The following is a 23,957-nucleotide window of genomic DNA, read 5'->3' as shown; positions in this document are numbered from 1 at the left end:
GCAGAGCAAGGAACCGACCAACCCGCGGCCTGCCCGCCCAAGGCTTCCCCCCAGGGATGCAGAGCAAGGAACAGACCAACCCGCGGCCTGCCCGCCCGGGCGCTTCCCACAAGGGTGCAGAGCAAGGAACAGACCAACCCGCGGCCTGCCCGCCCGGACGCTTCCCACAAGGGTGCAGAGCAAGCGGGCCTACTGGCGGGTGCTGACGACCTCGACGCCCGGCGGGATGCTTGGCGGGCGGCGTTTGTTGAGGCGGCGGACGGCGGTGTTGAGCACGGCGATCAGCGGCACCGCGACCAGCGCGCCAACGATGCCGGCGATTATCACTCCGGACGCGATGCTGACGATGATCGCCAGCGGGTGCAGCGCGACGGCCCGGCCCATGATCAGTGGCTGGAGCACGTGTCCTTCGAGCTGTTGCACGCCGATCACGGCGCCCAGGATGATCAGTGCGACGATCGGGCCCTGTGCGACCAGGGCGACCAGCACCGCCACGGCGCCCGACAGGGTGGCACCGACGATCGGGATGAACGCGCCGAGGAACACCAGGGCCGCCAGCGCGAACGAGAACGGTATTCGGAAGATCACCAGGGCGATCCCGATGCCCAGGGCGTCGATGAACGCGACCAGCACCGTCGCCCGCACGTAGTTGCCCAGCGCCGACCACGACGCCTGGCCGGCGTCGTCGATGCGCCAGCGGGCGCCGATCGGGAACAGCCGCACGATGAACCGCCAGATCTTGCGGCCGTCGCGCAGGAAGAAGAAGGTCGAGAAGAGCACCAGCACGGCGCCGGTCAGCACCTCGGCCACCGTGGCCGCCGTCGCGAGGGCGCCGCTGGTGAACCGCGACGAGTTGTCGGTGATCCACGACTGTGCCTCGTCGATATAGCGGTTGAGCTGCGCGTCGCTCAGGTGCAGCGGGCCGGTGCGCAGCCAGTCCTGGATCTGCCGGACGCCCTTGGCGGCGTCGTTGCTGAGCTGGGGCGCGCCCGAGACGAACTCGTTGACCACCAGGGTCAGCGTGCCCGCCACCGCCGCCAGGCCGCAGACCATCACCACGACCACGGCGAACGTGCGGTGGAACCGGGCCCGCAGTAACCAGCCCACGGCCGGCGACAGGAAGGCGGTCAGCAGGAGCGCGATGGCCAGCGGGATCATCACGAAGCGCAGGATCCCGATCACCCGGACCACGCCGTAGACGGCGATGGCCAGCACCAGCAGGCGCCACGACCAGGCGGCCGAGATGCGCAGGCTGTAGGGCACGTCGGCGTCGTCGCGGCTGGTCGTCGACGGGTGCACCGGCACCGGGGTCGGCGCCGGCTCGGCGTCGGGCAGCACCGGCTGGAAGTGCTCACCGCCCTGAAGGGCGGGCTCGGCCCTCGCCACGCGGGCCGCCCGGACAGAGACGCGGCCCGCCCGGTAGGCGCGCCGCAGGCTCGCCCGCACCTGCTGGAACCGGCCCAAGACTCCCCCTGACCTGTGAATGGCCCTCCCACGGTAGCCGGAACCCGAGGACGCCTTTAGCCCATCCGACCCGGAGTCGTCCCGGACTTTGCGCGGGGTAGCGTTCCCCGCGTGATGGCCGACTCCGATACCGAGAAGCTGCCCATCCGGCTGCTACACGACCGCGTCCTGGTCAAGATCGACGGCGCCGAGGGCGAGCGCCGGTCCACCGCCGGCATCGTGATCCCGGCCACCGCGTCGATGGGCCGCCGGCTGGCGTGGGCGACCGCGGTGGGCGTCGGCCCACACGTGCGTTCGATCGTGACCGGTGACCGGGTGCTCTTCGACCCCGACGACCGCTCCGAGGTCGAGTTGCACGGCCGGCAATACGTGCTGCTCCGCGAGCGCGACGTGCACGCCGTCGCCGCGCAGCGGGTGGAGAACGACGGAACCGGCCTCTACCTGTAGGGCGACGGCGGGCCGCTGTAAGGCATCGGCGGCCCGTAGTAGCGGGGCACCGGCGGCGCTAGCACCACCGGGATCGGCACCACCGGGTCGTCGGGCGCCGCCAGTGGGCGCTGCACCCCGTCGGGAAACATCACGTGGTAGCTGTTGCCGTCCCAGACGGCCGGCGGCACCTGCGGGTCGCGACCGACGAACGCCTGCCGATACATCGAGATCTCGGACAGCAACCGCTGCTCGTCGCGCTCGGCGCGGGCCCGGTCGGCGGGCCGGCTGTCGAGGCCGCGCTGAAGGCCGTCGCGCAGCAGCGCGAGCCGGGTCGCCGCGAACTGGAACCCGCGCATCGCGGTGAGCCCGGGCGGGCCGGCCACCCGGCGGGCCCACTGCCGGGCCGAGTGCCGGCGGGCCAGCGAGCCGAGCGAGGCCACCTCGGGCGGGCTGAGCCAGCCGGCTTGCACGTACACCGGGAGGGCCCGCTCGGTGAGTCGCCCCTCCCAGCCGCGCAGCCAGATGGTCAGGCCGACCACGCCGAAGAACACCGGCACCATCAGCGCGATGTAGCCGTAGAGCAGGATCAGCCCTTCGCCGGTCGCCTGAGCCAGCGTCGGCACCAGGTTCCAGGTGCCGTGCAGCATCATCGCGACCATCAGGCCGGCCAACGGGGCGCAGACCCGCACCCAGCGGTCGGCCGAGCGGGCCGCGATGCCCAGCCCGATGCCGGTCATCGAGGTGAACAGCGGATGGGCGAAACCGGTCAGGAAGATCCGGATGATGAAGGTCAGGATCAGCATCTGCGCGCCGGCCGCCGGGCCGTAACGCTCCGCGCCCGCGGCGTAACCGTGGCCGCCGAGGTAGAGGATGTTCTCCACCATCGCGAAGCCGACCGCCGAGAGCCCGCAGTAGACGATGCCGTCGGTGATGCCGGAGAACTCCCGGCGGAACAGCACCAGGATCAGCGCCGGGCCGAGCGCCTTCATCGTCTCCTCGATGAACGGCGCGACCACCACCGCCACCAGGCTGTCGGGCAGGCCGAGGTTGGCGAAGACGTGCACCGCGCCGGTGTTGACCCCGTAGGCGACCAGCGTCGCGACGAACGCACCCCAGGTGAACGCGACCGCCAGCAGCCGGGCCGGCTCCGGCTCATAGCGGTCGAGCCAGAGGAAGCAGGCGACCAGCACCGGGACCGGCAGGATCGCCGCCGCGAGGCCGATCACCGTGGCCTGGACGCCGATGTTCCAGCCGAGCACGATCGACATCGTGATGGCGCAGAGCGCGATCACCACGATGACGCCGAGCAGCACCAGCACCCGCCAGCCCCGCCCCCGCTCCTCGGGCACGGCGGGGTGCAGGGGCAAGGTCATGCGAACAGCCTAGCGACGGACCAGAATGATGGCGTGAGAGATCTCGCCGACGCCTGGCGCGCGGCTGTCCAGGGCGCCGGCGCGACCGCCGACAACCACGCCATCGCCGCCGAGGGCTCGGCGCTGCTGGCCCGCTGGGCCGAGCCGCACCGGCACTACCACACGCTGGAGCACCTGGCCACGGTTCTCTCCATTGTGGATGAGGAGGAAGCGGCGGCCGAGCAGCCCGACCTGGTCCGGCTGGCCGCCTGGTTCCACGACGCCGTCTACGATCCGCACACGCCCGGTGACGGAAACGAGCGGGCCTCCGCTGAGCTGGCGGTGGGTTCGCTGGTCACTCTGGGTGTTCCCACGACGGCGATCGACGGCGTACGCCGGCTCGTGCTGCTCACCGCCGGTCACGCCGCGCAGGCCGACGACCCCGACGGCGCGCTGCTCTGCGACGCCGACCTCGCCGTGCTGGCCAGCCCGCCGGCCGCCTACGACGCCTACGCCGCGGCCGTCCGCCGGGAGTACGAGTTCGTCCCCGACGCCGAGTTCCGCGCCGGCCGCGCCACGATCCTGCGCCACCTGCTCGAACTGCCGGCCCTCTACCGGCTGCCCGACCTGGCCGAGCGCTGGACCGAGCCCGCCCGCGGCAACCTCATCCGTGAGCTGGGCGCCCTGGACCATTGAGGTGCTTGGGCCGGCGCAGACCGGACTCCCGCAACACCCGCACGATCTCCCGACTCGGCACCACTGTCGCGCCCAGCCACACCGCCATCGCGAAGCGGTCGGCGGGCACGTCGTAGTGGTCCCGGTCGAACGCCCGCCGGGGCGAACCGAGCATTTCGGCGAACGCGTGCAGTTCGGCATAGGAGACGTCACTGACCAGGTGTGACCAGAGTCGCCCTCGCGAAGGCCAGGCCGGGGGATCGAGGTAGACCACCTGGAGAGGCTAACGTCGCGGGTATGGCTGATCTGGTGACGGAGTTGCGCGCGGCGTTGCCGGACGGCGCGGTGCTGACCGACCCCGACCTGCTTCGCGGGCACCAGCGCGACGAGGCCGACCTGGTGCCGTTCGGCACACCCGCCGTGGTGGTCCGCCCGCGGACAACCGCCGAGGTCGTCGACGTGGTCAGGGCCGCGGCCCGGGCCGGCGTTCCGGTCGTGCCGCAGGGCGCCCGCACGGGCCTGGCCGGCGCCGCCAACGCGATCGACGGCGCGGTGGTGCTCTCCACGGTCGCGATGGACCGGATCGTCGAGATCGACCCGGTCAACCGCTACGCCGTCGTGCAGCCGGGCGTGGTCAACGCGACCCTGGCCGGCGCCGCCGCGAAGGCCGGGCTGCGCTACCCGCCCGATCCGGGCTCGTGGGAGTCGTCGACGATCGGCGGCAACGTGGCCACCAACGCGGGCGGCATGTGCTGTGTCAAATACGGCGTGACCGCCGAATACGTGCTCGGCCTCGAGGTCGTGCTGGCCTCCGGCGAGATCCTGCGCACGGGCCGGCGTACCGCCAAAGGGGTCGCTGGTTATGACCTGACCCGGCTGTTCGTCGGCTCCGAGGGCACCCTGGGCGTGATCACCGAGGTGGTGGTCGGGCTGCGGCCCGCCGCCGACACCTCGCTCACCCTGATCGCGCTGTTCCCGACCACGGCCGCCGCCGGCGCCGCGGTCGCCGCGATCTCCTCCGGCGGCTTCTCGCCGAGCCTGCTGGAGTTGCTCGACCAGACCCACCTGAAGGCGATCGAGGCGCTGCGCCCGATGGGCCTGCGCACCGACGCTAAGGCGCTGCTGCTCGCCGCCGTCGACACCGGCAGCCGGGCGGCCGACGACCTGGCCGCGCTCGAGGCGGTCTGTGAAGCGGCCGGCGCACTCGAGGTCTTCGCGGCCACCGACCCGGTCGAGGCCGCCGAGTTGCTGCGGGCCCGCCGGCTCGCGCACCCGGCGATGGAGAAGTTCGCCGCCGAGACCTACCCCGAGGGCAGCGGCGGGATCATCATCGACGACATCGCGGTGCCGCGGACCGAACTGGCGGCCATGCTCGACGGCATCGAGAAGATCGCTGCTGAATACGGAGTGCCGATCGGCGTCGTCGGGCATGCCGGCGACGGCAACCTGCACCCCAACATCGTGGTCGACCGGCTCGACCCCGACTCGGTCGCGCGCGGCCGGGCCGCGTTCGACGAGATCATGCGGCTCGGCCTCGCGATGGGCGGCACTTGCACGGGCGAGCACGGCGTCGGCCTGCTCAAGAAGGACTGGCTGGCGCAGGAGATCGGCCCGGTCGGCATGGCCGTGCACCGGGCCATCAAGACCGCCCTCGACCCGGCCGGGCTGCTCAACCCCGGCAAAATCTTCTAAAGCGCCGCGCTGCTCGGGATCTCCAGGCCCCGGTCGGCGGCCAGGCCGCGCACGTCGGCGGCACCCATCCGCGCCGCGTCGGCGGTGGCGTCGTCGGGCATCCGCTGCGACTCGCGCTCGGCGTCGACCCGGGCCAGGTAGTGCTCGACCTCGCGCCGGCGCACCGCCTCGTCCCAGCCGAGCACGCCACCCATCACCTCGGCCGCGTGCACGGCCGACTCGGTGCCCCGGTGTGCGGTCTCGAACGAGATCCGGGTGCGCCGGGTGAGCACGTCGTCGAGGTGCAGGGCGCCTTCCGCGTAGGCCGCGTAGGCCACCTCGGCGGCCAGGTATTCCGGCGCGCCGGCCAGCGGCGCCGCCAGCGCCGGATCGGCCTCGACCAGCGCGAGCAACTCGTTGGTCAGCGTGCCGTAGCGCTCCAGCAGGTGCTCGACCACGCCGGCCGGCACACCGCGGCGGCGGGCCAGGTCGAGCCGGTCGCGCCAGGTGGCCGCGTAGCCGTCGGCGCCGAGCAGCGGTAGCTGGGCGGTGGTCGACGGTTGACCGCCACCGAGCCGGCGGACCGCGCGGTCGACCACGTCGGCGGCCATCACCCGGTAGGTCGTGTATTTGCCGCCGGCGACCAGCAGCAGGCCGAGCATCGGCTCGATCACCGCGTGCTCGCGGGACAGCTTCGAGGTGGCGTCGGCCTCGCCGCTGAGCAGCGGGCGCAGGCCGGCGTAGACGCCCTCGATGTCGTCGGTCGACAGCGGCCGGGCCAGCCAGGGGTTGACCTGGTCGAGGATGTATTGGATGTCGCGCGCCGAGGCCGCCGGGTGCGAGCGGTCGAGCTGCCAGTCGGTGTCGGTGGTGCCGATGATCCAGTGCCCACCCCAGGGGATCACGAACAACACCGAGGTGGGGGTACGCAGGATCAGCCCCGCCTCGCCGGTGATCGCACTCCGCGGGACCACGAGGTGCACGCCCTTGGACGCGCGGACCCGGAAACCGGGGCGGACGCCGACGTCGCCGAGCATCCGCGACATGTCGTCGCTCCACACGCCGGTGGCGGCGATCACGGTGCGGGCCCGGACCTCGAACTCGGCGTCGGGATCCCCGGGCCGGGCCTCCATGTCGCGCACCCGGACGCCGACGACCTCGCGGGCCTGGCGCAGGAAGCCAACCGCGCGGGCGCTGGTCACCATGGCCGCGCCCAGGCTGGCGGCGGTGCGGGCCAGCGTGACGACCAGCCGGGCGTCGTCGACCTGGCCGTCGAAGTAGCGGATCGCGCCGGTGGTCACGTCGCCGCGCAGGCTCGGGAACAGCCGCCGGGCGCCCTCGCGGGTCAGGTGCCGGTGCAACGGCATGCCCCGGCCGTGGCCGAGCACGCCGGCGAACGCGTCGTAGGTGGCGACGCCCAGGCCGTAGTAGGAGCGGCGGAACGCGCGCAGCGGCAGCCCGCCGGCCGGCAGCGGCACCAGGATCGGCACCGGGCGCACGAGGTGTGGCGCCAGCCGGGTGGAGAGCAGGCCGCGCTCGGTCAGCGCCTCGTGCACCAGGCCGAACTCGAGCTGCTCGAGGTAGCGCAGGCCGCCGTGGATCAGCTTGCTCGACCGGCTGGACGTGCCGGCGGCGTAGTCACGGGCCTCGATCAGGGCGACCTTGAGGCCGCGCGCGGCGGCGTCGAGGGCGGCGCCGGCACCGGTCACGCCGCCGCCGACGACCAGCACGTCGAACCGCTCGCTGCGCAGCCGGCGCAGGTCGTCGGCGCGCCGGGTCGCGGAGAGGTGGCTCGCGGCGAAGCGGGATATCGCGGGGTCTCGCACGGGTCCACCGTAACCCCGCCGGGCTTTACGCTGGCGCGCATGGCTGCCCCCGCCGAACGCTCGGCCCCGCCGCGTTGGCTCGGCGTGCTCGCCGCGATCGCGGCCGGCGGCTGGCTGGTCCTGGCGACGACGGTCGCGCAGAGCCTGGGCTCCTTGCTCGACCAGCTCGAACTCGTGTCGTCGGTCGTGCTGCCGGCGTGGACCTGGCCGGCGATCGGCGTGGTCGGCTTCCTGCTGATGTGCGTGCCCGCCCTGCTCTCGGCCGCGTTGCCGGTCACGCCGGCCGGGCGCGCGGCCGGGCGGGCCTGGTTCACCGCGGCCGCAATGCTGGCCGTGCTGACCGCGCTGCGGGCCGTGCCGGTCGCGCAGCACGAGCTCTATTTGACGCTGCTCGCGGCGGTGGCGGTCGCGCTCACGGCGGTGGTCGGCCGGCCCGGGCGGCCGGCATCCGGCTGGCTGGGCGTCGCCGGTGGGGTGCTGCTGCTCACACCCTGGCTGTTGCTGGGCGCGCTCGGCGGCGTGCTGGAGACCGTGCTCGCGGTGCTCGCCGCCGCCGCGGTCGGCCGGCTCGCCGCGGCGCTGCTCGGCCCGCGGTTCTGGGAGCCGATGGCGGGCTGGAGCCGGGCCCGGACGATCTGGGTCGGTGGCGCGCGGGCCGGCGTCGCCCTCGCCCTGCTCGGTGCCGGCGTCGGGCAGAGCGGCCCGCAGTTGGCCGTGCTGATCGGCCTGCCGATGGTGGGCTTCGCGCTCGCCGCGCTGCGTGGCGCGGGCGACCCGCCAGTCGCCTGGCTGGTCGGCTTCGGGGTGGTCGGGCCGCTGGCGTTCGTCGACCCCGAGGAGACCACGCTGCTGCTCGCCGGGCGCGACGCGCCGTTCTGGGCGGCGATCGCCGCCGGCGCGGCACTCGCCATCGGGGTGCTCATCGGCATCGGGTACGGGCTGCGCGGGTCATTCCGGCGCCCGGTCGCCGCGACCCTGGCCGGCGTGCTGGCCCTCGCCGGCCTAGTCGTCTACTTCGGGCCGGGGCAACCCGGCTTCGCGGGCGAGCGGCTCTTCGTGGTGCTGTCGAGCCAGGCCGACCTGTCGGGGTTGCCGGCCGGCACCGGCCAGGCGGCGCTGACCGCCCGCACCACCGAGGTCTACCGGCGGCTGGTCGAGCACGCCGACCGCACCCAGGCCGACCTGCGCCGCGACCTCGACCGGTGGCACCTGCGCTACACGCCCTACTACCTGGTCAACGGCATCGAGGTGGACAGCGGGGGGCCGGTGCTGCGGGAGTTGCTGTCCCGCCGCGGCGACGTCGACCGGGTGCTGGTCGACCAGGTGCTCCGGCCACTGCCGGCGCCGGCCCTGTCCCCGCACGTGGGCAACGTGGCCGCGCCGTCGCGCGCCCAGTGGAACCTGGAGCAGGTGCACGCACCCGAGGCCTGGGCCTCCGGCGACACCGGGAAGGGCATCGTCGTCGGCAGTTCCGACTCGGGCGTCGACGGCAGCCATCCCGCGCTGGCACCCGGTTTCCGGGGCGGCGACGACTCCTGGTTCGACCCTTGGAACGGCACGACCGTGCCGACCGACGCGGGCATCCACGGCACCCACACGCTCGCCACCGCCGTGGGCGCGGGTGTCGGGGTGGCGCCGGGCGCGCAGTGGGTCGGTTGCGTCAACCTGGCCCGCAACATGGGCAACCCGGCCCACTACCTCGACTGCCTCCAGTTCATGCTGGCCCCGTTCCCGCCCGGCGGCGATCCGTTCACCGCGGGCCGGCCGGCGCGGGCGCCACAGGTGCTGACCAACTCGTGGGGTTGTCCGCAGATCGAGGGCTGCGACCGGCGCTCGCTGGAGCCGGCGGTGCACGCGCTCGACGCGGCCGGCATCTTCGTCGTCGCCTCCGCCGGCAACACCGGGCCGGCCTGCGGCTCGGTCACCGACCCGCCGGCCATCTACCCCGAGACGTTCACCGTCGGCTCGGTCGACTCGTCGGGCACGCTCGCCGACCACTCCAGCCGCGGGCCGGACAAGCCCGACCTGGTCGCGCCCGGCGTCGACGTCGTCTCGGCGCTGCCCGGCGACCGCTACGGCGCGCTGACCGGCACGTCGATGGCCGGGCCCCACGTCGCCGGCGTGGTGGCGCTGCTGTGGTCGGCCAACCCGGCACTGGTCGGCGACGTCGCGCGGACCCGGGAGATCCTGCGGAGCACAGCGGCGCCGGTGACCGCCGGCGACGTCGGGCCGTGCACGCCGGCCCAGGCGACCGGCGCCGGCCTGGTGGACGCGGCGGCGGCGCTGCGTGCGGCCGGGTAGCCTCCGGCGCGTGGACCATGCGTACCAGCTCGCCGAGCTGACCCCCGATCGCGTACCCGATGTCGTGGCGCTCTGTCAGGTGGCTCTTGATCTTCCCGACGATGCCGCCGAGGCCGAGGCCATCGTCGGCCGGCTGCGGCATCCCGGCCCGCTGATCGGGTCGGCCGGCGAGCGACGTACCACGGGATGGGTCGCCCTTTCCGGTCCTGACGTGGTCGGTGTCGTGCTCGGGTCGACCGGCTACGGCGACACCGCGGTCGGGCACGTCGACCTGATCGCGGTGCATCCCGACCACCGGCGGCACGGCATCGGCCGGGAGCTGCTGGCCCGGGTGGAGTCGGCGCTGGCGGGGTTCGGCGTCGGTGCGGTGGCGTTGGTCGGCAACGCGCCGGTGTACGCGTGGCCGGGGATCGACGTGCGCTACACGCCGGCCATCTGCCTGGCCGAGGCGAGCGGGTACGAGCGGCAGACCGTCGCCTGGAACATGACGGCCGACCTGACGCCGGGCTCACTGGCCCTCGCGCCGACGGCGCCGGCGGAGGCGCGGCTCGCGTCGGCCGGCGTGGCCGTGCGCCGGGCGGTGGCGGCCGACGTGCCGGGGCTGGTGGAGTTCGCGCAGGAGCACTTCGGGCCCGGGTGGGGTGCCGAGCTCAGCGGCTCGGCCGGCATCCACTTCGCGGTGCGCGACGGTGGGGTGCTCGGGTTCGCGTGCTGGGGGTCTTCGCGGCCGTCGTATTTCGGGCCGATGGGCACCGCCGCGGCGGCGCGGGGGCTCGGTGTCGGTGGGGTGCTGTTGCGGCGCTGCCTCCAGGAGCAGCACGCTGCCGGGCTGACCGCGGCGCAGATCGGGTGGGTCGGGCCGGTGCCGTTCTACTCGGCCAACTCCGGGGCGCGGATCGAGCGGGTCTTCTTCCTCTACCGCCGGCAACTCTGATCCGTTTGTAGCCCGCGCGGTGCATTGTGTCGCGAAACGCCGACGCGGCGGCCCGACAACCCCTAACGTGCCGGCATGACCCTCGAAGACGAGCCGGCCGCGGAGTCCCCGGGTCCTGGCGCGTCGGAAGCCTCCGGCGACCGACCGTCGGCGGGCGACCTCCCACCCGACCTCGCGGGCGATCTCCCACCCGACCTCGCCGACGACCTTCCCGATGAGTTACCGGCCGCGCCGCCGCGGGGAGCGACGAGCCGGGCCGACAAGCGCCACAACCAGCGCCGCCGCTAGGCCCTCCCTCGAACAAGCGGAAAGGGCGGCCCGCTCGCGCGGACCGCCCTTCCGTGGTTGTGCTGATGGACTTAGAAGTCCATGTCACCGCCACCCGGCGCAGCCGGGGCCTTCTCCTTCTCCGGCTTGTCCGCCACCACAGCCTCGGTGGTGAGGAACAGGGCCGCGATCGAAGCCGCGTTCTGCAGCGCCGAACGGGTCACCTTGGCCGGGTCGATGATGCCGGCCTTGAGCAGGTCGACGTAGTCACCGGTCGCGGCGTTGAGGCCGTGGTTGGTCTCCAGGTTGCGGACCTTCTCCACGACGACGCCACCCTCGAGGCCAGCGTTGACAGCGATCTGACGCAGCGGGGCGTCGAGCGCGATCTTGACGATCTGCGCACCGGTCGCCTCGTCGCCGACCAGGTCGAGCTTGTCGAAGGCGGTCTTGCCGGCCTGCACCAGCGCGACGCCACCACCGGGGACGATGCCCTCTTCGACGGCGGCCTTCGCGTTGCGGACCGCGTCTTCGATGCGGTGCTTGCGCTCCTTGAGCTCGACCTCGGTGGCCGCGCCGACCTTGATGACCGCAACACCGCCGGCCAGCTTGGCCAGGCGCTCCTGCAGCTTCTCGCGGTCGTAGTCGGAGTCGCTCTTCTCGATCTCGGCACGGATCTGGTTGACCCGACCCTGGATCTGCTCCTGGTCGCCACCACCGTCGACGATGGTGGTCTCGTCCTTGGTCACCACGATCTTGCGAGCGTGGCCCAGCATGTCGAGGCCGACAGCCTCGAGCTTGAGGCCGAGCTCCTCGCTCACGACCTGACCACCGGTCAGGATCGCGATGTCGGTGAGCATGGCCTTGCGGCGGTCACCGAAGCCCGGCGCCTTGACGGCGACGGACTTGAAGGTGCCACGGACCTTGTTGACGATCAGGGTGGCCAGGGCCTCGCCCTCGACGTCCTCGGCGATGACCAGCAGCGGCTTGCCGCCCTGCATGACCTTCTCGAGGATCGGGAGCAGGTCCTTGACCGACGCGATCTTGCTGTTGACGATCAGGATGTAGGGGTCGTCGAGGACGGCCTCCATACGCTCCGGGTCGGTCCAGAAGTAAGGCGCGATGTAGCCCTTGTCGAAGCGCATGCCCTCGGTGAGCTCGAGCTCGAGGCCGAAGGTGTTGCTCTCCTCGACGGTGATGACGCCTTCCTTGCCGACCTTGTCCATCGCCTCGGCGATGATCTCGCCGACGCTGGTGTCACCGGCGGAGATCGAGGCGGTGGAGGCGATCTGCTCCTTCGTCTCGACGTCCTTGGCGATCTTGGCCAGCTCCTCCGCGACGCGCGCGACGGCGGCCTCGATGCCCCGCTTCAGGGCCATCGGGTTGGCGCCGGCGGCGACGTTGCGCAGGCCCTCGCGGACCAGCGCCTGTGCGAGGACGGTCGCCGTCGTCGTGCCGTCACCGGCGACGTCGTCGGTCTTCTTGGCGACCTCCTTGACCAGCTCGGCGCCGATCTTCTCGTAGGGGTCCTCGAGCTCGATCTCCTTGGCGATGCTCACACCATCGTTGGTGATGGTGGGAGCGCCCCACTTCTTCTCGAGCACGACGTTGCGGCCCTTGGGGCCGAGCGTCACCTTTACGGCGTCGGCGAGGGTGTTCATACCCCGCTCGAGGCCGCGGCGCGCCTCCTCGTCGAACGCAATGATCTTGGCCATACGGCGTTGTCCTCCTGGACACTCACGGTCGCCGCAGCCTGGTCGGCCACGGGGAACCGCCTGTTGTACGCACCTTCGGACGTCACTACCTGGCGACAGTGACGTCCGCCGGCCGGGCCGGATAGCCCGCGACGACCGGCCCCATGCCGCGCCCGTCTCTGTAGGGCATCGGCGGTGGCCTCACCGCCCCGACCATTGGCACTCACGGTTGGCGAGTGCCAATGACTTGTTTAGCACTCGGACCAGGCGAGTGCAAGCGAGTCGACCTCCGGGGCGGGCCGCGTCGATCCCTAGATGATCATGGCGTGGCGACCCGTACCCCATCTGGCGTTTTATGACTCGTCAATGGTTGAAAGGCATCGCTGTCCGCAATGGGCAAAGTCGCGAATAGATGGCAATGCTACGGAAGTAAAGACAAAGCAGCGCCGACCCCGTTCGCGGGATCGGCGCTAGGTCGTCACGGACCCGGGTGGGGTGCCCGGCTTGGCTTCGCTCAAGCGATTAGGCGGACCTGCTCCGCCTGCGGGCCCTTCTGACCCTGCGCGATCTCGAACTCGACGCGCTGGCCGTCGTCGAGAGACTTGTAGCCGTCCATCTCGATCGCGGAGAAGTGGACGAACACGTCCTGGCCTCCATCGACCGCGATGAAACCGTAGCCCTTTTCACTGTTGAACCACTTGACGGTGCCCTGTGCCACGGTGCACTTCCTAACCTTTGATGCGCCTGCCGGTCCAAGACCGCCCATTCGCGGGTGTAGGTGAGCCCTCGAACATTGCGGCCGAAATCGTAAGGTACACGAGGAGTGACGACCGTGCACTACCCCAAAATGGACACCCTGAGCGCCCGGACGGGCCGCTCGCTCGTTAACCGAACGTGTTGCGAGGCAGACACGGCGCGCAGCCCGGCCGGCACCGCTGCCACCGACGGAACGCGGTCCCGGTGCTGGCGGCCGTCCTGCTGATCACCGCCGCCACGGCGCTCGCGATCTACTACGTGACGCCGAAGCAGCAGGTCACGGTCGCCGCGGCCAAACGACCCTCACCCGGCGCCGACCGGGCCCGGGCGCACCCGATCCGGGTCGGCACCGTCGACGTGCCGGTCGAGGGGTTCCTGTCGTGGGCACTGCTCGACCGGCAGAACGGGCACATCACCGGGTCGCCGAACATGGCCGAGCCAAGCGACACCATGTCGATGGTCAAAGCTTGGCTGGCCGCCGATTATTTAAGAGTTTCCGCAGAGAAAGGCGAGGAGCCTTCGGGTTTTCGCTTGGGACAGCTCACCATCATGATCCGCGACAGCGACAACGCGGCAGCCATCGAGGTGTATGAACTAGCCGGCGGCCACGACTCGATCCTGCGCATGATCGAAATATGCGGCCTCACCGACAGCCAGGCGCACCCGAACAACTGGAGCAACACGGTGATCTCGGCCCGCGACACGGTTCGCCTTGCATCATGCATTGCCGACGGGCGAGCGGCAGGCGACCGGTGGACGCCTTGGCTTCTATCGGAGATGCGCGGCGTACGCGGAACCGGCGATTTCGGTGTTCGCCGCGCCTTACCAGAACCGGCATCGTCCGAAGTAGCGATCAAGAACGGCTGGCTACTTCGCGACGAAGACGGCCTCTGGCACATGGCATGCCTGGCGGTGACAGATCGGTGGGCGATCGGAGTGCTGGTGCGCTATCCCGGCACCCTCGGCTTCGACTACGGCGCGAACGTCTGCCAGGCGGTCGGCGCCCAACTGCTGGCCCCCACGACCCGGCTGGCGTCCCCGTCCCCCTGACGGCGACCACCCACCAGCGGCGCGGCAGGATCGCTCCCATGCCACTGCTCTTCTCCTACGGCACCCTGCGCAACCCGGCGGTCCAGCGCGCCAACTTCGGCCGGTTGTTGCACGGCCGCGACGACGCCCTGCCCGGCTACCGGATGACCCTGCTGGAGGTCACCGACCCGGATGTGGTCGCGCTGAGCGGCACGGCACGCCACCCGGTGGTCGCCCCGACCGGCGACCCCGGCGACCAGGTCCCCGGGGTCGTCTTCGAGCTCACCGACGCGGAACTGTTGGCCGCCGACGGCTACGAGGTCTCCGACTACCGCCGCGACCTGCTGCCCCTGGCCTCCGGCGCCGAGGCCTGGGTCTACGTGAGCGCCGCGTGACCACCGCCCTGGACACCCGCCGCCTGCCGGCGGCGGTCGAGGTCCGCCGGGTACGCCCCGGCGACGCGGCCATCACCCGCGCCCTGCGCCTGGAGATGCTCGCCGACTCCCCGCTCGCCTTCCTGGAGACGCTGGCCCAGGCGGCGGCACGCCCCCACGCCGAATACGCGGCCCGGATCGCCGAGCACTCGACCGGCGACCGGGTAGCCCAGTTCATCGCCGTGGCCGACGGCCGGGTGATCGCCCACGCCGGCGGCACCGCGATCGCCGACGAGCCCGGCGTGACGGTGATCTTCGCCGTCTATGTCACCCCGACCTGGCGCGGCAAGGGCCTGACCTCGGCGCTGACGGCCGCGGTGAGCGAGTGGTCGCGCACGGCCGGCCGCCCCGACCTCATGCTGGAGGTGGTGGTGGGCAACGACCGCGCGGTCCGCGCCTACGAACGGGTCGGCTTCGTCGACACCGGCGTGCGCCTCCCCCACCCGACCACGGCGGCCATGACCGAACTCCAGATGCGCCGCCGCGCCTGATGCTTAACCCGCAGCCGGGCGTGTCGTCATGGGTAGCGGCCAGGTTCAACGAGCCCACATGTTCTTTTATGTGGCTACACAAAAGAACATGTACGCCGCGACAACACCTAGCCGGGCCAGCCCGACACGCCCGGAACAACGCCACGCCGGCCCGAGCCCCCGGGCGGCCCTGAGCCAAGTTCGCTCGGGGGGAGTGGGTGGGCGAGTTAGGCGGTGTGGCGGCGGGACTGGACGATGCGGAAGCGGTTGCTGACGTAGGCGCCGTCGGTTAGGGCCGCGTTCGCCGCCGGGTTGGCGCCCGTCGCGTGGAAGTCGGAGAACGCCGCGGACTGGTTGACGAAGACGCCGCCGGTCAGGTTGCAGCTCAGGTGGACGCCCGCGTCGAGGGATGCCGACTCGACCGCGGACAGGACTGACTCGTCGGTCGAGTAGACCGCCGCCGTCAACGCGCCCTTGGCCAGGACCGTCGAGCGGAAGATGTCGATGCTCGACGTCGTCGAGTCGGTGGCGATGACGAAGGTGATCGGGCCGAACCACTCGCGGCCGTAGGTTTCGCTGTCGGCCGCGGTCAAGGTGACCACCGTCGGGGTGCGGACCACGGCCTCGGCGAAGGATGGGTGGGTGACCGGGGCCGACGGGAGGACCGCGGTGCCGACCGCCTCGACCTCGGCCAGGCGGGCCAGGACGCCGTCGTTGACGATCGCGCCGGTCAGCTCGACCGCGCGGGCCGGGTCGCCGGTCAGTTTGGCTACCACCGCCGCGATGGAGTGGGCTACCTCGTCGAAGGTCTTGTGGCCCTGGTCGGTTTCGATACCGCCCGCCGGGACCAGGATGTTTTGCGGTGTGGTGCACATCTGGCCGCTGTAGAGGGTGAGCGAGAAGCCGATGTTGCGGCACATTCCGGCGAAGTCGTCGGTCGAGTCGATCACGATGGTGTTGACGCCGGCCTTCTCCGTGTAGACCGAGGCCTGGTGGGCGTTGGTCTCCAGCCAGTCGCCGAACTCGGTCGAGCCGGTGAAGTCGATGATGCGGACGGCCGGGTCGAGCGCCAGGGTCTTGGCCAGGCCCTCGCCGGGTGCCTCCGCGGCCAACTGCACCAGGTTGGGGTCGAAGCCGGCCTCTTCCAGGGCGGCCCGGGCGTAGCGGACCGTGATGGCCAGCGGCAGGACGGCGCCGGGGTGGGGCTTGACCACGACCGGGTTGCCGGTCGCCAGGCTGGCGAACAGGCCCGGGTAGGAGTTCCAGGTCGGGAACGTGTTGCAGCCGATGACCAGCGCGACGCCGCGCGGGACGACGTGGAACGTCTTGGTCATCCGCAGCGGGTCGCCCTTGCCGGCCGGCTTCTCCCAGCCGGCGGTGGCCGGGTGGCGGGTCATCTCGGCGTAGGAGTAGGCGAGCGCCTCCAACGCGCGGTCGAGGGCGTGTGCCCCGCCGGCCTGGAACGCCATCACGAACGCCTGGCCGCTGGTGAACTGCACCGCGTTGGCCAGCTCGAAGATGTGCGCGTGCAGCCGGGCGAGGATCTCGAGGCAGACGCCGACGCGGGTCTGCGGGCCGGCGTCGCGCCACGCGGGCAGCGCCGCCGTCGCGGCCGCGATCAGGGTCGACGGCTCGACGTGGGGGTAGGACACGTCAAGCGGCACGCCGAAGGGGCTGCGCTCGGTGGCCACCCAGTCGGTGATGCCCGGCTGGTCCAGCGGGAACTTGGCGTCGAGGTAGCCACGGAACGCGGCCTCGCCCTCGGCGGCGGCGGTCTCACCGTAGACACGCGGGCTGGGCGACTCGGGGTAGGCCGACCAGTAGGCGCGCTCCTTGATCGCGGTCGTGGCGCGCTCGAGCGTCTCGGCGTGGTTGGCGAACCAGGGGTGCGGGGTCTCCGTCATGCAGCCATCATGCCTGCTGGGGAACACTCAGAGGGATATCTGCCAGTTGTGCCACTCGTCGACCGGGCGGAAGCCCATCGCCTCGTTGATGGCGATCATGTGTGAGTTGACCGCGGCGTTCCAGGTGTCGATCACCCGCAGCGCCGGCTCCGACGCCAGCACCGTGGTCAGGTTTTCCACCTTGACCAGGGCGCCCAGCCGGTGACCGCGGTGGTCGGGGTCGACCAGGGTGATCTGTTGCCAGGAATGCCAGTCGATGCTCTCGGCGAAGTCGATCGCCGTCAGCGCGACGATTCGGCCGGTGGCGTCGTGTCGGGCCGCGGTCGTGTAGACCCGCCGGCCCCGGCGCTCGCGGGCCGCCTCCTGCTCGCGGAACCGGGCCTCGTCGATCTTCTGCCCCTCGAGCGCGAGGTCGCCCAGCGGGGCGTCGGACATCAGCCGACCCTCGAGGTAGGCGATGTCGGCGACGTAGTCGTCGGGGACGGCGCCGAGCCAACGGACCAGGCTGTAGCCGGCGGCGTGCGGCCAGGCCGCCTCGACCATCGCGTCGAGCGACGGGCGGTCGAGCGACTCGATGGTCAGCCGGCGCCGCACGTCGGTCAGCGCCAACTGCGCGCCGCGGGCACGGGCGAACTCGTCGCCGTCGGTCGGCCGCTCCGGGCCGCCGGCCAGGGTGCACACCGTCGTGCCGATCAGGTGCTTGCGACCGTCGGCCCGCGCCGTCTGCTCGGCGTAGTCCAGCAGCGCGCCACCGACACCGCGGCGCCGGACCTCCGGCAGCACGTCGAGCCGCAGGTCGGCGGTGCCGGTGTTTTCCAGGAACGGCAGGCTCATCTCGAGGAAGCCGACCGGGACGTCGTCGAGCCAGGCCAGCGCGTTGGCCTTGTGCTCGCCGGGCCAGGGGTCGCTGAGCGACGCGAAGAAGTGTCGCGGATCGACCGGCGGGAAGTCGGGCAGGTCCGCGGCGTCGCTCCGCGACCGGATGTCGAACGCGTGCCGGGCGCCGACCTCGTCGGTCGCCGGGAGCGGAGTCACCACGATGCTCATGCCCGCCAGCGTGCCCAACCGGACGGGCTAACGCGAGTCAATTTAAAGGGCCCCGGTCCGTGTGGACGGGGCCCTTCAAGAAGCTTTGGTCGGGAGGACGGTCGCACAACGCCTCCGGCGCTGGGTCGCTAGAACTTCAAAAGTCTACGGCGGCTCGCCCTCCCGCACGGAGCATCCTGCGAGATTCCCATCATGGTCGTCAAGTCCCTGCGGACATGTTTTCTCGACGGACGGCAAAATCACCGCTACGGGGTGCACATGTTGCATCACCCGAACGTATGAGTCCATCCTGGATAACGGGCCTGTCAGCCGAGCAGACCGGCTTCGCGGGCAGCCCGAAGCGACGGCTTGACGCGATGGGTGGGTCCAACCTGGCCGGCCACCGCGTCGATCGTCTTGAGTCCCTCGCCGGTGTTGAAAACGACCGTCTCCGCAGTGGGGTCGAGCCGTCCTGACTCGACCAACTTGCGCAGCACCGCGGTGGTGACGCCACCGGCCGTTTCGGCGAACACTCCGGTGGTGCGGGCGAGCAACTGGATCGCCGCGCGGATCTCGTCGTCGTCGGCGTAGTCCATCCAGCCGTCGGTGCGCTTCACGGCTTCGAGCGCGTAGAGGCCGGCCGCCGGGTCACCGATGTTGAGCGACTTGGCGATGCCGGTCGGGCGGACCGGGACGATCTCGTCGGTGCCTTTGTGCAGTGCCGTCGCGATCGGGTTGCAGCCGGCCGACTGCGCGCCGAAGACCCGCCACCCGCCGGCCGGCGCGTCGACCAGGCCGATCTCGACGAGTTCGGTGAACGCCTTGTCGATCTTCGTGAGCAGCTCGCCGCTGGCCATCGGGATGACCACCTGCGCCGGGATCCGCCAGCCGAGTTGCTCGGCGACCTCGTAGCCCAGCGTCTTGGAGCCCTCGGCGTAGAACGGCCGCACGTTGACGTTGACGAACGCGGTGTCCTCGAACTCGTCGGTCTCCACCAGTTCGCTGCAGAGCCGGTTGACGTCGTCGTAGGAGCCCTCGATGGCGACCAGGTCTCCGCCGTACACCGCGGTGGTAATGATCTTGCCTGGCTCGAGATCAGCCGGGATGAACACGATCGACGGAACGCCGGCCCGGGCCGCGTGCGCGGCCACCGAGTTGGCCAGGTTGCCGGTCGACGCGCAGGCGAAGCGGGTGAAGCCGAGGCCGCGCGCGGCGGTCAGCGCGACCGAGACCACCCGGTCCTTGAACGAGTGGGTCGGGTTGGCACTGTCGTCTTTGACCCAGAGCGGCGCGCTGATGCCCAACTCGGCGGCCAGGGCGGGAGCGCTGATCAGCGGCGTGAGGCCGGGGTTGAGGGTCACCCGGCTGGCCGGGTCCTGCCCTGCGGGCAGCAGCGGGGCGTAGCGCCAGATGTTGTGCGGGCCGGCGGTGATCTGGGCGCGGGTCACCCGGGCCAGCGCGGCGGGGTCGTAGGCCACCTCGAGCGGGCCGAAACACTCGAAGCACGCGTGCTGTGCGATGAGCGGGTATTCCGCGCCGCAGCCACGACAGACGAGAGCGCGGGCGGGGCTGTCGGCAACCTGGGAGGCGGTCTCGTCGATGATCGACGTCATGAGGGAGGGTCCTCTCATCTTTCCCCGCGTCGCACCATGCGACGGGGGACGGAATTGGCACCTGCGCACCGCGACTCTTCAATGAGTCAACGGCGTGGTTGCCGGGGCTTCGTCGGGCCGTATCCCTCTGCCCCTCTGGATGAGGTATTCAGTTGTGCCCTCCAGGGTAAGGCCTCCGCCGGGGCGCGGGCCTGTCCCTTCCCAAGGTGTGAACCACGCCTCACAAGATCAACTTGTCACGTCCTTGCGGGTGAACCGCCAGAAGGCCAATGACCAGAACAGCGTCGCGTAGACGATCGCCGATATCGTGCCCTTCACGATGTCGTCGAACTGGGCCGGCGTGGAGAGCAGGCCGAGCCACGCCGTGCTGTAGTGGGTCGGCAACAGGTTGCGCACCACGCCCAGCGCGCTGATCTGGTCGAGGATGCTCGACAGGATCCAGACGAGCACCGCGCCGCCAACCGCGCCCAGCGGTGCGTCCGTCGACACCGACAGCAGGAACGCGAGCCCGGCCACCACCAGCAGCACCACGGCCAGGTAGCCCAGGATGCCGAGCAGCCGCAGCAGGCCCGGCCCCGGCGCGATCTCGTTGGCCACCGTGCTCTGGAGCGGCTCCCAGCCATAGCGGGCGGTGCCGACGGCCAGTGCCGTGCCGGCCAGCGCGACCAGCGCCAGGCCCGAGTAGCCGAGCGCGACGACCAGCTTGACCGCCACCAGCCGGGCCCGCGGCACCGGCACCGCCAGCAGGTAGCGCAGGCTGCCCCACTGCGCCTCGCTGGCCACCGTGTCGCCGCAGAACAGCGCGACGGCGACGACCAGCAGGAAGGTCGCCGAGACGTAAAGGCAGAACAGGGTGAAGTTGAGCCCGCCCGAGGTGGCCAGGTCGATCAGACTGCCGAACTCGCCACCGCCGTTGTCGTCGCCACCGGCATTGTCGAACTGGAATGCGATCAAGATGATCAAAGGCAACGCGACCATCAGACCGAGAGCCCATCGGGTACGCGCACGCGACCACTGCCGCCGCCACTCGGCCCGGATGGGCATCGTGCGGGACCCTCGGTAACCCCTGGCCGCACCAGCTTCGAGGTCGGTTGCCATCAGCGGTCTCCGCTTCCACTAGAGCTGTCCCCGACCAGGGCGAGGAACGCGTCTTCGAGGCGGCGCCGGGGCACCACCCGTTCCACCCCGATGCCGGCCCGCACCAACTCGGCCACGACCTCGCTGCGCGCCGTGCCGTTGGTGTCGACCACGAGCTGCCGCGGGTCGCCGTCGACCGAGACCGAGCGAACCCCGGCGAGCTGACCGAGCACGTCGGCCGCGGCGCCCGCGTCGGACACCTCGATCTGCACGGTCGGCGACTCGCCGACGATGTCGTCGACCGGGCCCGACGCGACGATCGCGCCCTTGTTGACCACCACCACGTGGGTGCAGGTCTGCTCGACCTCGGCCAGCAGGTGGCTGGAGACCAGCACCGCCCGCCCGTCAGTGGCGTAGCGCTTGAGCACCCGGCGCATCTCGGCGATCTGCGGCGGGTCGAGCCCGTCGGTCGGCTCGTCGAGCACCAGCAGCTCGGGCAGGCCGAGCATGGCCTGCGCGATGGCCAGCCGCTGCCGCATGCCGTGGCTGTAGGTCTTCACCCGGCGATGCACCGACTCGCCCAGCCCGGCGATCTCCAGCGCCCGGTCGAGCTGCGCGTCGGCCGCCGGCCGGCCGGTCGCCGCCCAGTAGGCCCGCAGGTTGGCCAGGCCGGAGAGGTGCGGCAGGAAGCCGGGCCCCTCGACCAGCGCGCCGATCCGTGACAGCACCGGCGAGCCGGGCACCAGCGGGTGGCCGAACACGTGGATCTGCCCGGCGGTCGGGTTGGTCAGCCCCATCAGCACCCGCAGCGTGGTGGTCTTGCCGGCACCGTTGGGCCCGAGCAGGCCCACGACCTGGCCGCGCCGCACCTCGAAGTCGACCCGGTCGACCGCGACGAAGTCGCCGTATTCCTTGCGCAGGCCGTCGACCCGCAGCGGCACGTCCGCGTAATCGGGATGCACCGAAGCGTCGTGCCGGCCACGCCGCCGGCGCACGACCAGGATCACCACCGCGAGCCCGATGGCGATCGCGACCAGCAGCCCGGCCAGCACGTAACGCCAGATCACCTGTGGGCTGGCGATCGGGGTGCCGGCCACCGTCGGCAGGGTCACCGCGGTGGCGTTGTCCGGCACCGCGACCGTGTAGACGGTCGGCTGGTTAGGTGTCGCGAAGGCCTGGTCGGAGGTCGCGACCGCGATCCGCATCGTGTGCCCGGCCTCGACCCGGTGCACGATCGGCGGCAAGGTGACCGACACCGGCTGGGCCTGCGCGATGTCGGCCGGCAGCCCGGTCAGCCGGACCGGTGCGATCAGCCCGCTGGACAGCGTCGCCACCCCGCTCGGGTCGACGTCGTAGAGCTTGACGAACAGCACCGCCTCGCCGCTCGGCGACGCGGCCCGGATCCGCACGCTCGGCGCGCCGACGATGTCGACCGGCTGGTCGAGCGGCGCGGAGGTGAACCGCGCGTTCTGGCCCGGCAGGTCGGTGACCACACCGTTGACGAAGGACGAGAGCCCGCCGGCCGCCGGCAGTGAGGAGATCGCGGCCGGGTTGCCGGCGGGCGGGTTGGCGACCTGCTGCGCCGGGCCGGCCACGGTCACCGTCGAACTCGAGGTGCCGGCCAGTCCCGGATATGCCGGGTTGGAGTAGCCGCTGGTCACCACGCCCCGGTCGAGCGCGTTGAAGCCGGTGATCCGCGACCAGGTGAAGCTGGTCGGCGGCGCGTCGCCGGTGCCCTTGACGTAGTGGTCGAGCCACTGCGCCATCAGGAAGCGGACCCGGTCGCGGTCGGACTGCGGCCCGTCGCCGCCGTCGTGGCCACCGGTGAACCAGGCGACCCGCACCGGGGTGCCGGTGGCGGCGATGCCGCGGGCGTTGGCGTCGGCCTCGGTGAGCGGGAAGAGCGTGTCGGCGGTGCCCTGCACCAGCAGGGTGGGCGCCTTGATCCGGTCGAGCACGGTGGCCGGGCTGGACCGGCGGAGCAGGTCGACGGCGGCCTGGTCGGCCCGGCCGGCGGTGGCGATCCGCTGGTAGACGGCGCAGACGTCGGCGGCGAACCGGCCGCACGACGGGTCGGCGCCGGCCGCTGCGGCCGCGGCGGCCGCCGCGTCCTGCGGGACCCCGGTCAGGTCGAGGCTGGGGCTGGCGCCGTTGCCGAAGAACAACCCGGCCCAGGTCTTCTTGAAGACGCCGTCGACGGGGCCGCGACCGGTCGACTCCGGCAGGAACGCGCCGGCCAGGTCGTTCCAGGTGGCCATCGGCACCGCCGCGTCGATCCGCTGGTCCTGGCCGGCGAGCAGCAGGGCCAGCCCGCCGCCGTAGGAACTGCCGACCACCGCCACCCGCGGGTCGCCGGGCGCGTCGGTGCGGATGTCCGGCCGGGCGGCGAGCCAGTCGACCAGCCGCTGCGCGTCGCGTACCTCATAGTCGGGGCTGTCCAGGTGGATCTGCCCGCCGCTGCTGCCGAAGCCCTGCGCGGTCCAGGTCAGCACGGCGTAGCCGAGCCCGGCGAGGTCCTCGGCGTCGCTGTAGGTGCTCTCCTTGGTGCCGCCGAAACCGTGCGCGAGCAGCACCGCCGGCACCTTGTCGCTCGCCGAGGCACCGTTCGGCAGGAACAGCCGGGTGTCCAGGTCGACCGGTTCGTCGCCACGGGGACCGGTCCGCACGGTGATCCGGGCGTCCTGCGTGTGATAGCCGGGCGAGTTGGGCCAGACGGCCCAGAGCACGGCGCCGGCGAGCACGAGCAGGGCGGCGCCGCCGGCGATCAGCCGGCGACGGGTGCGGCGGGACAGCGGTGGTGACATGCCGCCAAAGGTACGGCGGGGACGCTGAGCATTCTCTGAGTTCGGTCCGCAGCCGCTTGGTGGGACACGTGCTAATCCCGCGAAATCCGACGAATGACGCCGAGCGGGCAATGAACCTGAGACAAGTTACGCAGCGTGCTCTTTCGCTTCTTGATCCATCACGCAGGGCCATAGAAACCGACGGATGAAGCAGAAATGGCTGTTCGGTTTGGGCCTTCCTGGGTGCCCCTCTAC

Annotated in this window: 20 protein-coding genes and 1 riboswitch; of the genes, 9 read left to right on the top strand and 11 right to left on the bottom strand. The window is 71.7% G+C overall.

What is annotated here, in order from left to right:
* Nucleotides 1-189 precede the first annotated feature (189 nt).
* Nucleotides 190-1,464 carry an AI-2E family transporter gene (locus DFJ67_RS13425; RefSeq protein ID WP_116068180.1) on the bottom strand — a complete coding sequence of 425 codons (1,275 nt, stop codon included), beginning with the start codon at nt 1,462-1,464 and terminating at the stop codon, nt 190-192.
* Between the two features lie 114 nt (nt 1,465-1,578).
* On the opposite strand from DFJ67_RS13425, the gene DFJ67_RS13420 reads away from it, so the two are divergent.
* Entirely contained in the window at nt 1,579-1,911 is a 333-nt protein-coding gene (locus DFJ67_RS13420) for a GroES family chaperonin (RefSeq protein WP_116068179.1), read from the top strand.
* Here the strand turns inward: DFJ67_RS13420 and DFJ67_RS13415 are convergent.
* Nucleotides 1,902-3,266, bottom strand: coding sequence for a PrsW family intramembrane metalloprotease (locus DFJ67_RS13415; RefSeq protein ID WP_116068178.1), 1,365 nt, complete (start codon nt 3,264-3,266; stop codon nt 1,902-1,904). The two genes, DFJ67_RS13420 and DFJ67_RS13415, sit on opposite strands and share 10 nt — an antisense overlap.
* A 33-nt stretch (nt 3,267-3,299) precedes the next feature.
* On the opposite strand from DFJ67_RS13415, the gene DFJ67_RS13410 reads away from it, so the two are divergent.
* Nucleotides 3,300-3,941, top strand: a complete 642-nt coding sequence (locus DFJ67_RS13410; protein ID WP_116068177.1) for an HD domain-containing protein — start codon at nt 3,300-3,302, stop codon at nt 3,939-3,941.
* Here DFJ67_RS13410 and DFJ67_RS13405 read toward each other — a convergent pair.
* Nucleotides 3,910-4,194: a DUF4031 domain-containing protein gene (locus DFJ67_RS13405; RefSeq protein ID WP_116068176.1), complete on the bottom strand. Its 285-nt coding sequence runs from the start codon at nt 4,192-4,194 to the stop codon at nt 3,910-3,912. The two genes, DFJ67_RS13410 and DFJ67_RS13405, sit on opposite strands and share 32 nt — an antisense overlap.
* Nucleotides 4,195-4,217: 23 nt before the next feature.
* On the opposite strand from DFJ67_RS13405, the gene DFJ67_RS13400 reads away from it, so the two are divergent.
* Entirely contained in the window at nt 4,218-5,612 is a 1,395-nt protein-coding gene (locus DFJ67_RS13400) for an FAD-binding oxidoreductase (RefSeq protein WP_116068175.1), read from the top strand.
* Here DFJ67_RS13400 and DFJ67_RS13395 read toward each other — a convergent pair.
* Nucleotides 5,609-7,417: a glycerol-3-phosphate dehydrogenase/oxidase gene (locus DFJ67_RS13395; protein WP_116068174.1), complete on the bottom strand. Its 1,809-nt coding sequence runs from the start codon at nt 7,415-7,417 to the stop codon at nt 5,609-5,611. The two genes, DFJ67_RS13400 and DFJ67_RS13395, sit on opposite strands and share 4 nt — an antisense overlap.
* Nucleotides 7,418-7,456: 39 nt before the next feature.
* Between DFJ67_RS13395 and DFJ67_RS13390 the strand changes: the two genes are divergently transcribed.
* From DFJ67_RS13390 to DFJ67_RS13380, 3 genes are all read left to right on the top strand, one after another.
* A complete protein-coding gene (locus tag DFJ67_RS13390; protein WP_116068173.1) occupies nt 7,457-9,718 on the top strand; it encodes a S8 family serine peptidase in 2,262 nt (753 codons plus the stop codon).
* Nucleotides 9,719-9,728: 10 nt separating this feature from the next.
* The gene (locus DFJ67_RS13385; protein WP_116076161.1) at nt 9,729-10,652 is read left to right on the top strand and encodes a GNAT family N-acetyltransferase; all 924 of its coding nucleotides are present in this window, start codon (nt 9,729-9,731) and stop codon (nt 10,650-10,652) included.
* Nucleotides 10,653-10,727: 75 nt separating this feature from the next.
* On the top strand, nt 10,728-10,940 hold the full coding sequence (locus tag DFJ67_RS13380) for a hypothetical protein (RefSeq protein ID WP_116068172.1): 213 nt from the start codon (nt 10,728-10,730) through the stop codon (nt 10,938-10,940).
* Nucleotides 10,941-11,011: 71 nt separating this feature from the next.
* Here DFJ67_RS13380 and groL read toward each other — a convergent pair whose 3' ends face one another.
* Together groL and DFJ67_RS13370 are read right to left on the bottom strand one after the other, a co-directional pair.
* On the bottom strand, nt 11,012-12,631 hold the full coding sequence (gene groL / locus DFJ67_RS13375) for a chaperonin GroEL (protein ID WP_116068171.1): 1,620 nt from the start codon (nt 12,629-12,631) through the stop codon (nt 11,012-11,014).
* 493 nt (nt 12,632-13,124) lie between these two features.
* The gene (locus tag DFJ67_RS13370) at nt 13,125-13,328 is read right to left on the bottom strand and encodes a cold-shock protein (RefSeq protein WP_116068170.1); all 204 of its coding nucleotides are present in this window, start codon (nt 13,326-13,328) and stop codon (nt 13,125-13,127) included.
* A 242-nt stretch (nt 13,329-13,570) separates the two neighbouring features.
* On the opposite strand from DFJ67_RS13370, the gene DFJ67_RS13365 reads away from it, so the two are divergent.
* From DFJ67_RS13365 to DFJ67_RS13355, 3 genes are read left to right on the top strand one after another with little or no spacing between them, the layout of a single operon-like run.
* On the top strand, nt 13,571-14,416 hold the full coding sequence (locus tag DFJ67_RS13365; RefSeq protein WP_116068169.1) for a serine hydrolase: 846 nt from the start codon (nt 13,571-13,573) through the stop codon (nt 14,414-14,416).
* Between the two features lie 38 nt (nt 14,417-14,454).
* Nucleotides 14,455-14,790, top strand: a complete 336-nt coding sequence (locus tag DFJ67_RS13360) for a gamma-glutamylcyclotransferase family protein (RefSeq protein ID WP_116068168.1) — start codon at nt 14,455-14,457, stop codon at nt 14,788-14,790.
* On the top strand, nt 14,787-15,320 hold the full coding sequence (locus DFJ67_RS13355) for a GNAT family N-acetyltransferase (protein ID WP_239097218.1): 534 nt from the start codon (nt 14,787-14,789) through the stop codon (nt 15,318-15,320). The genes DFJ67_RS13360 and DFJ67_RS13355 overlap by 4 nt, the downstream gene beginning before the upstream one ends.
* A gap of 206 nt (nt 15,321-15,526) precedes the next feature.
* Here the strand turns inward: DFJ67_RS13355 and paaN are convergent, their stop codons facing one another.
* From paaN to DFJ67_RS13330, 5 genes are all read right to left on the bottom strand, one after another.
* Complete coding sequence (paaN, locus tag DFJ67_RS13350) at nt 15,527-17,203, bottom strand: phenylacetic acid degradation protein PaaN (RefSeq protein ID WP_116068167.1); 1,677 nt, start codon at nt 17,201-17,203, stop codon at nt 15,527-15,529.
* Nucleotides 17,204-17,230: 27 nt separating this feature from the next.
* The gene (locus DFJ67_RS13345; RefSeq protein ID WP_116068166.1) at nt 17,231-18,250 is read right to left on the bottom strand and encodes a GNAT family N-acetyltransferase; all 1,020 of its coding nucleotides are present in this window, start codon (nt 18,248-18,250) and stop codon (nt 17,231-17,233) included.
* Between the two features lie 305 nt (nt 18,251-18,555).
* Nucleotides 18,556-19,842 carry a threonine synthase gene (gene thrC, locus DFJ67_RS13340; RefSeq protein WP_116068165.1) on the bottom strand — a complete coding sequence of 429 codons (1,287 nt, stop codon included), beginning with the start codon at nt 19,840-19,842 and terminating at the stop codon, nt 18,556-18,558.
* Nucleotides 19,843-19,853: 11 nt separating this feature from the next.
* Nucleotides 19,854-19,988: riboswitch (SAM riboswitch) on the bottom strand.
* Between the two features lie 82 nt (nt 19,989-20,070).
* Complete coding sequence (locus DFJ67_RS13335; RefSeq protein WP_116068164.1) at nt 20,071-20,940, bottom strand: ABC transporter permease; 870 nt, start codon at nt 20,938-20,940, stop codon at nt 20,071-20,073.
* Nucleotides 20,940-23,723 (bottom strand): alpha/beta fold hydrolase, encoded by a 2,784-nt coding sequence (locus DFJ67_RS13330; protein WP_116068163.1) that lies wholly within the window; start codon nt 23,721-23,723, stop codon nt 20,940-20,942. The genes DFJ67_RS13335 and DFJ67_RS13330 overlap by 1 nt, the downstream gene beginning before the upstream one ends.
* Between the last annotated feature and the right edge of the window lie 234 nt (nt 23,724-23,957).

Origin of the sequence: Asanoa ferruginea (assembly GCF_003387075.1) — a bacterium.
In the GTDB taxonomy this organism is placed as follows: Bacteria; Actinomycetota; Actinomycetes; order Mycobacteriales; family Micromonosporaceae; genus Asanoa; species Asanoa ferruginea.
Note: the sequence above shows the minus strand (reverse complement) of the source record. Positions and strands in the feature narration are given on the sequence as shown.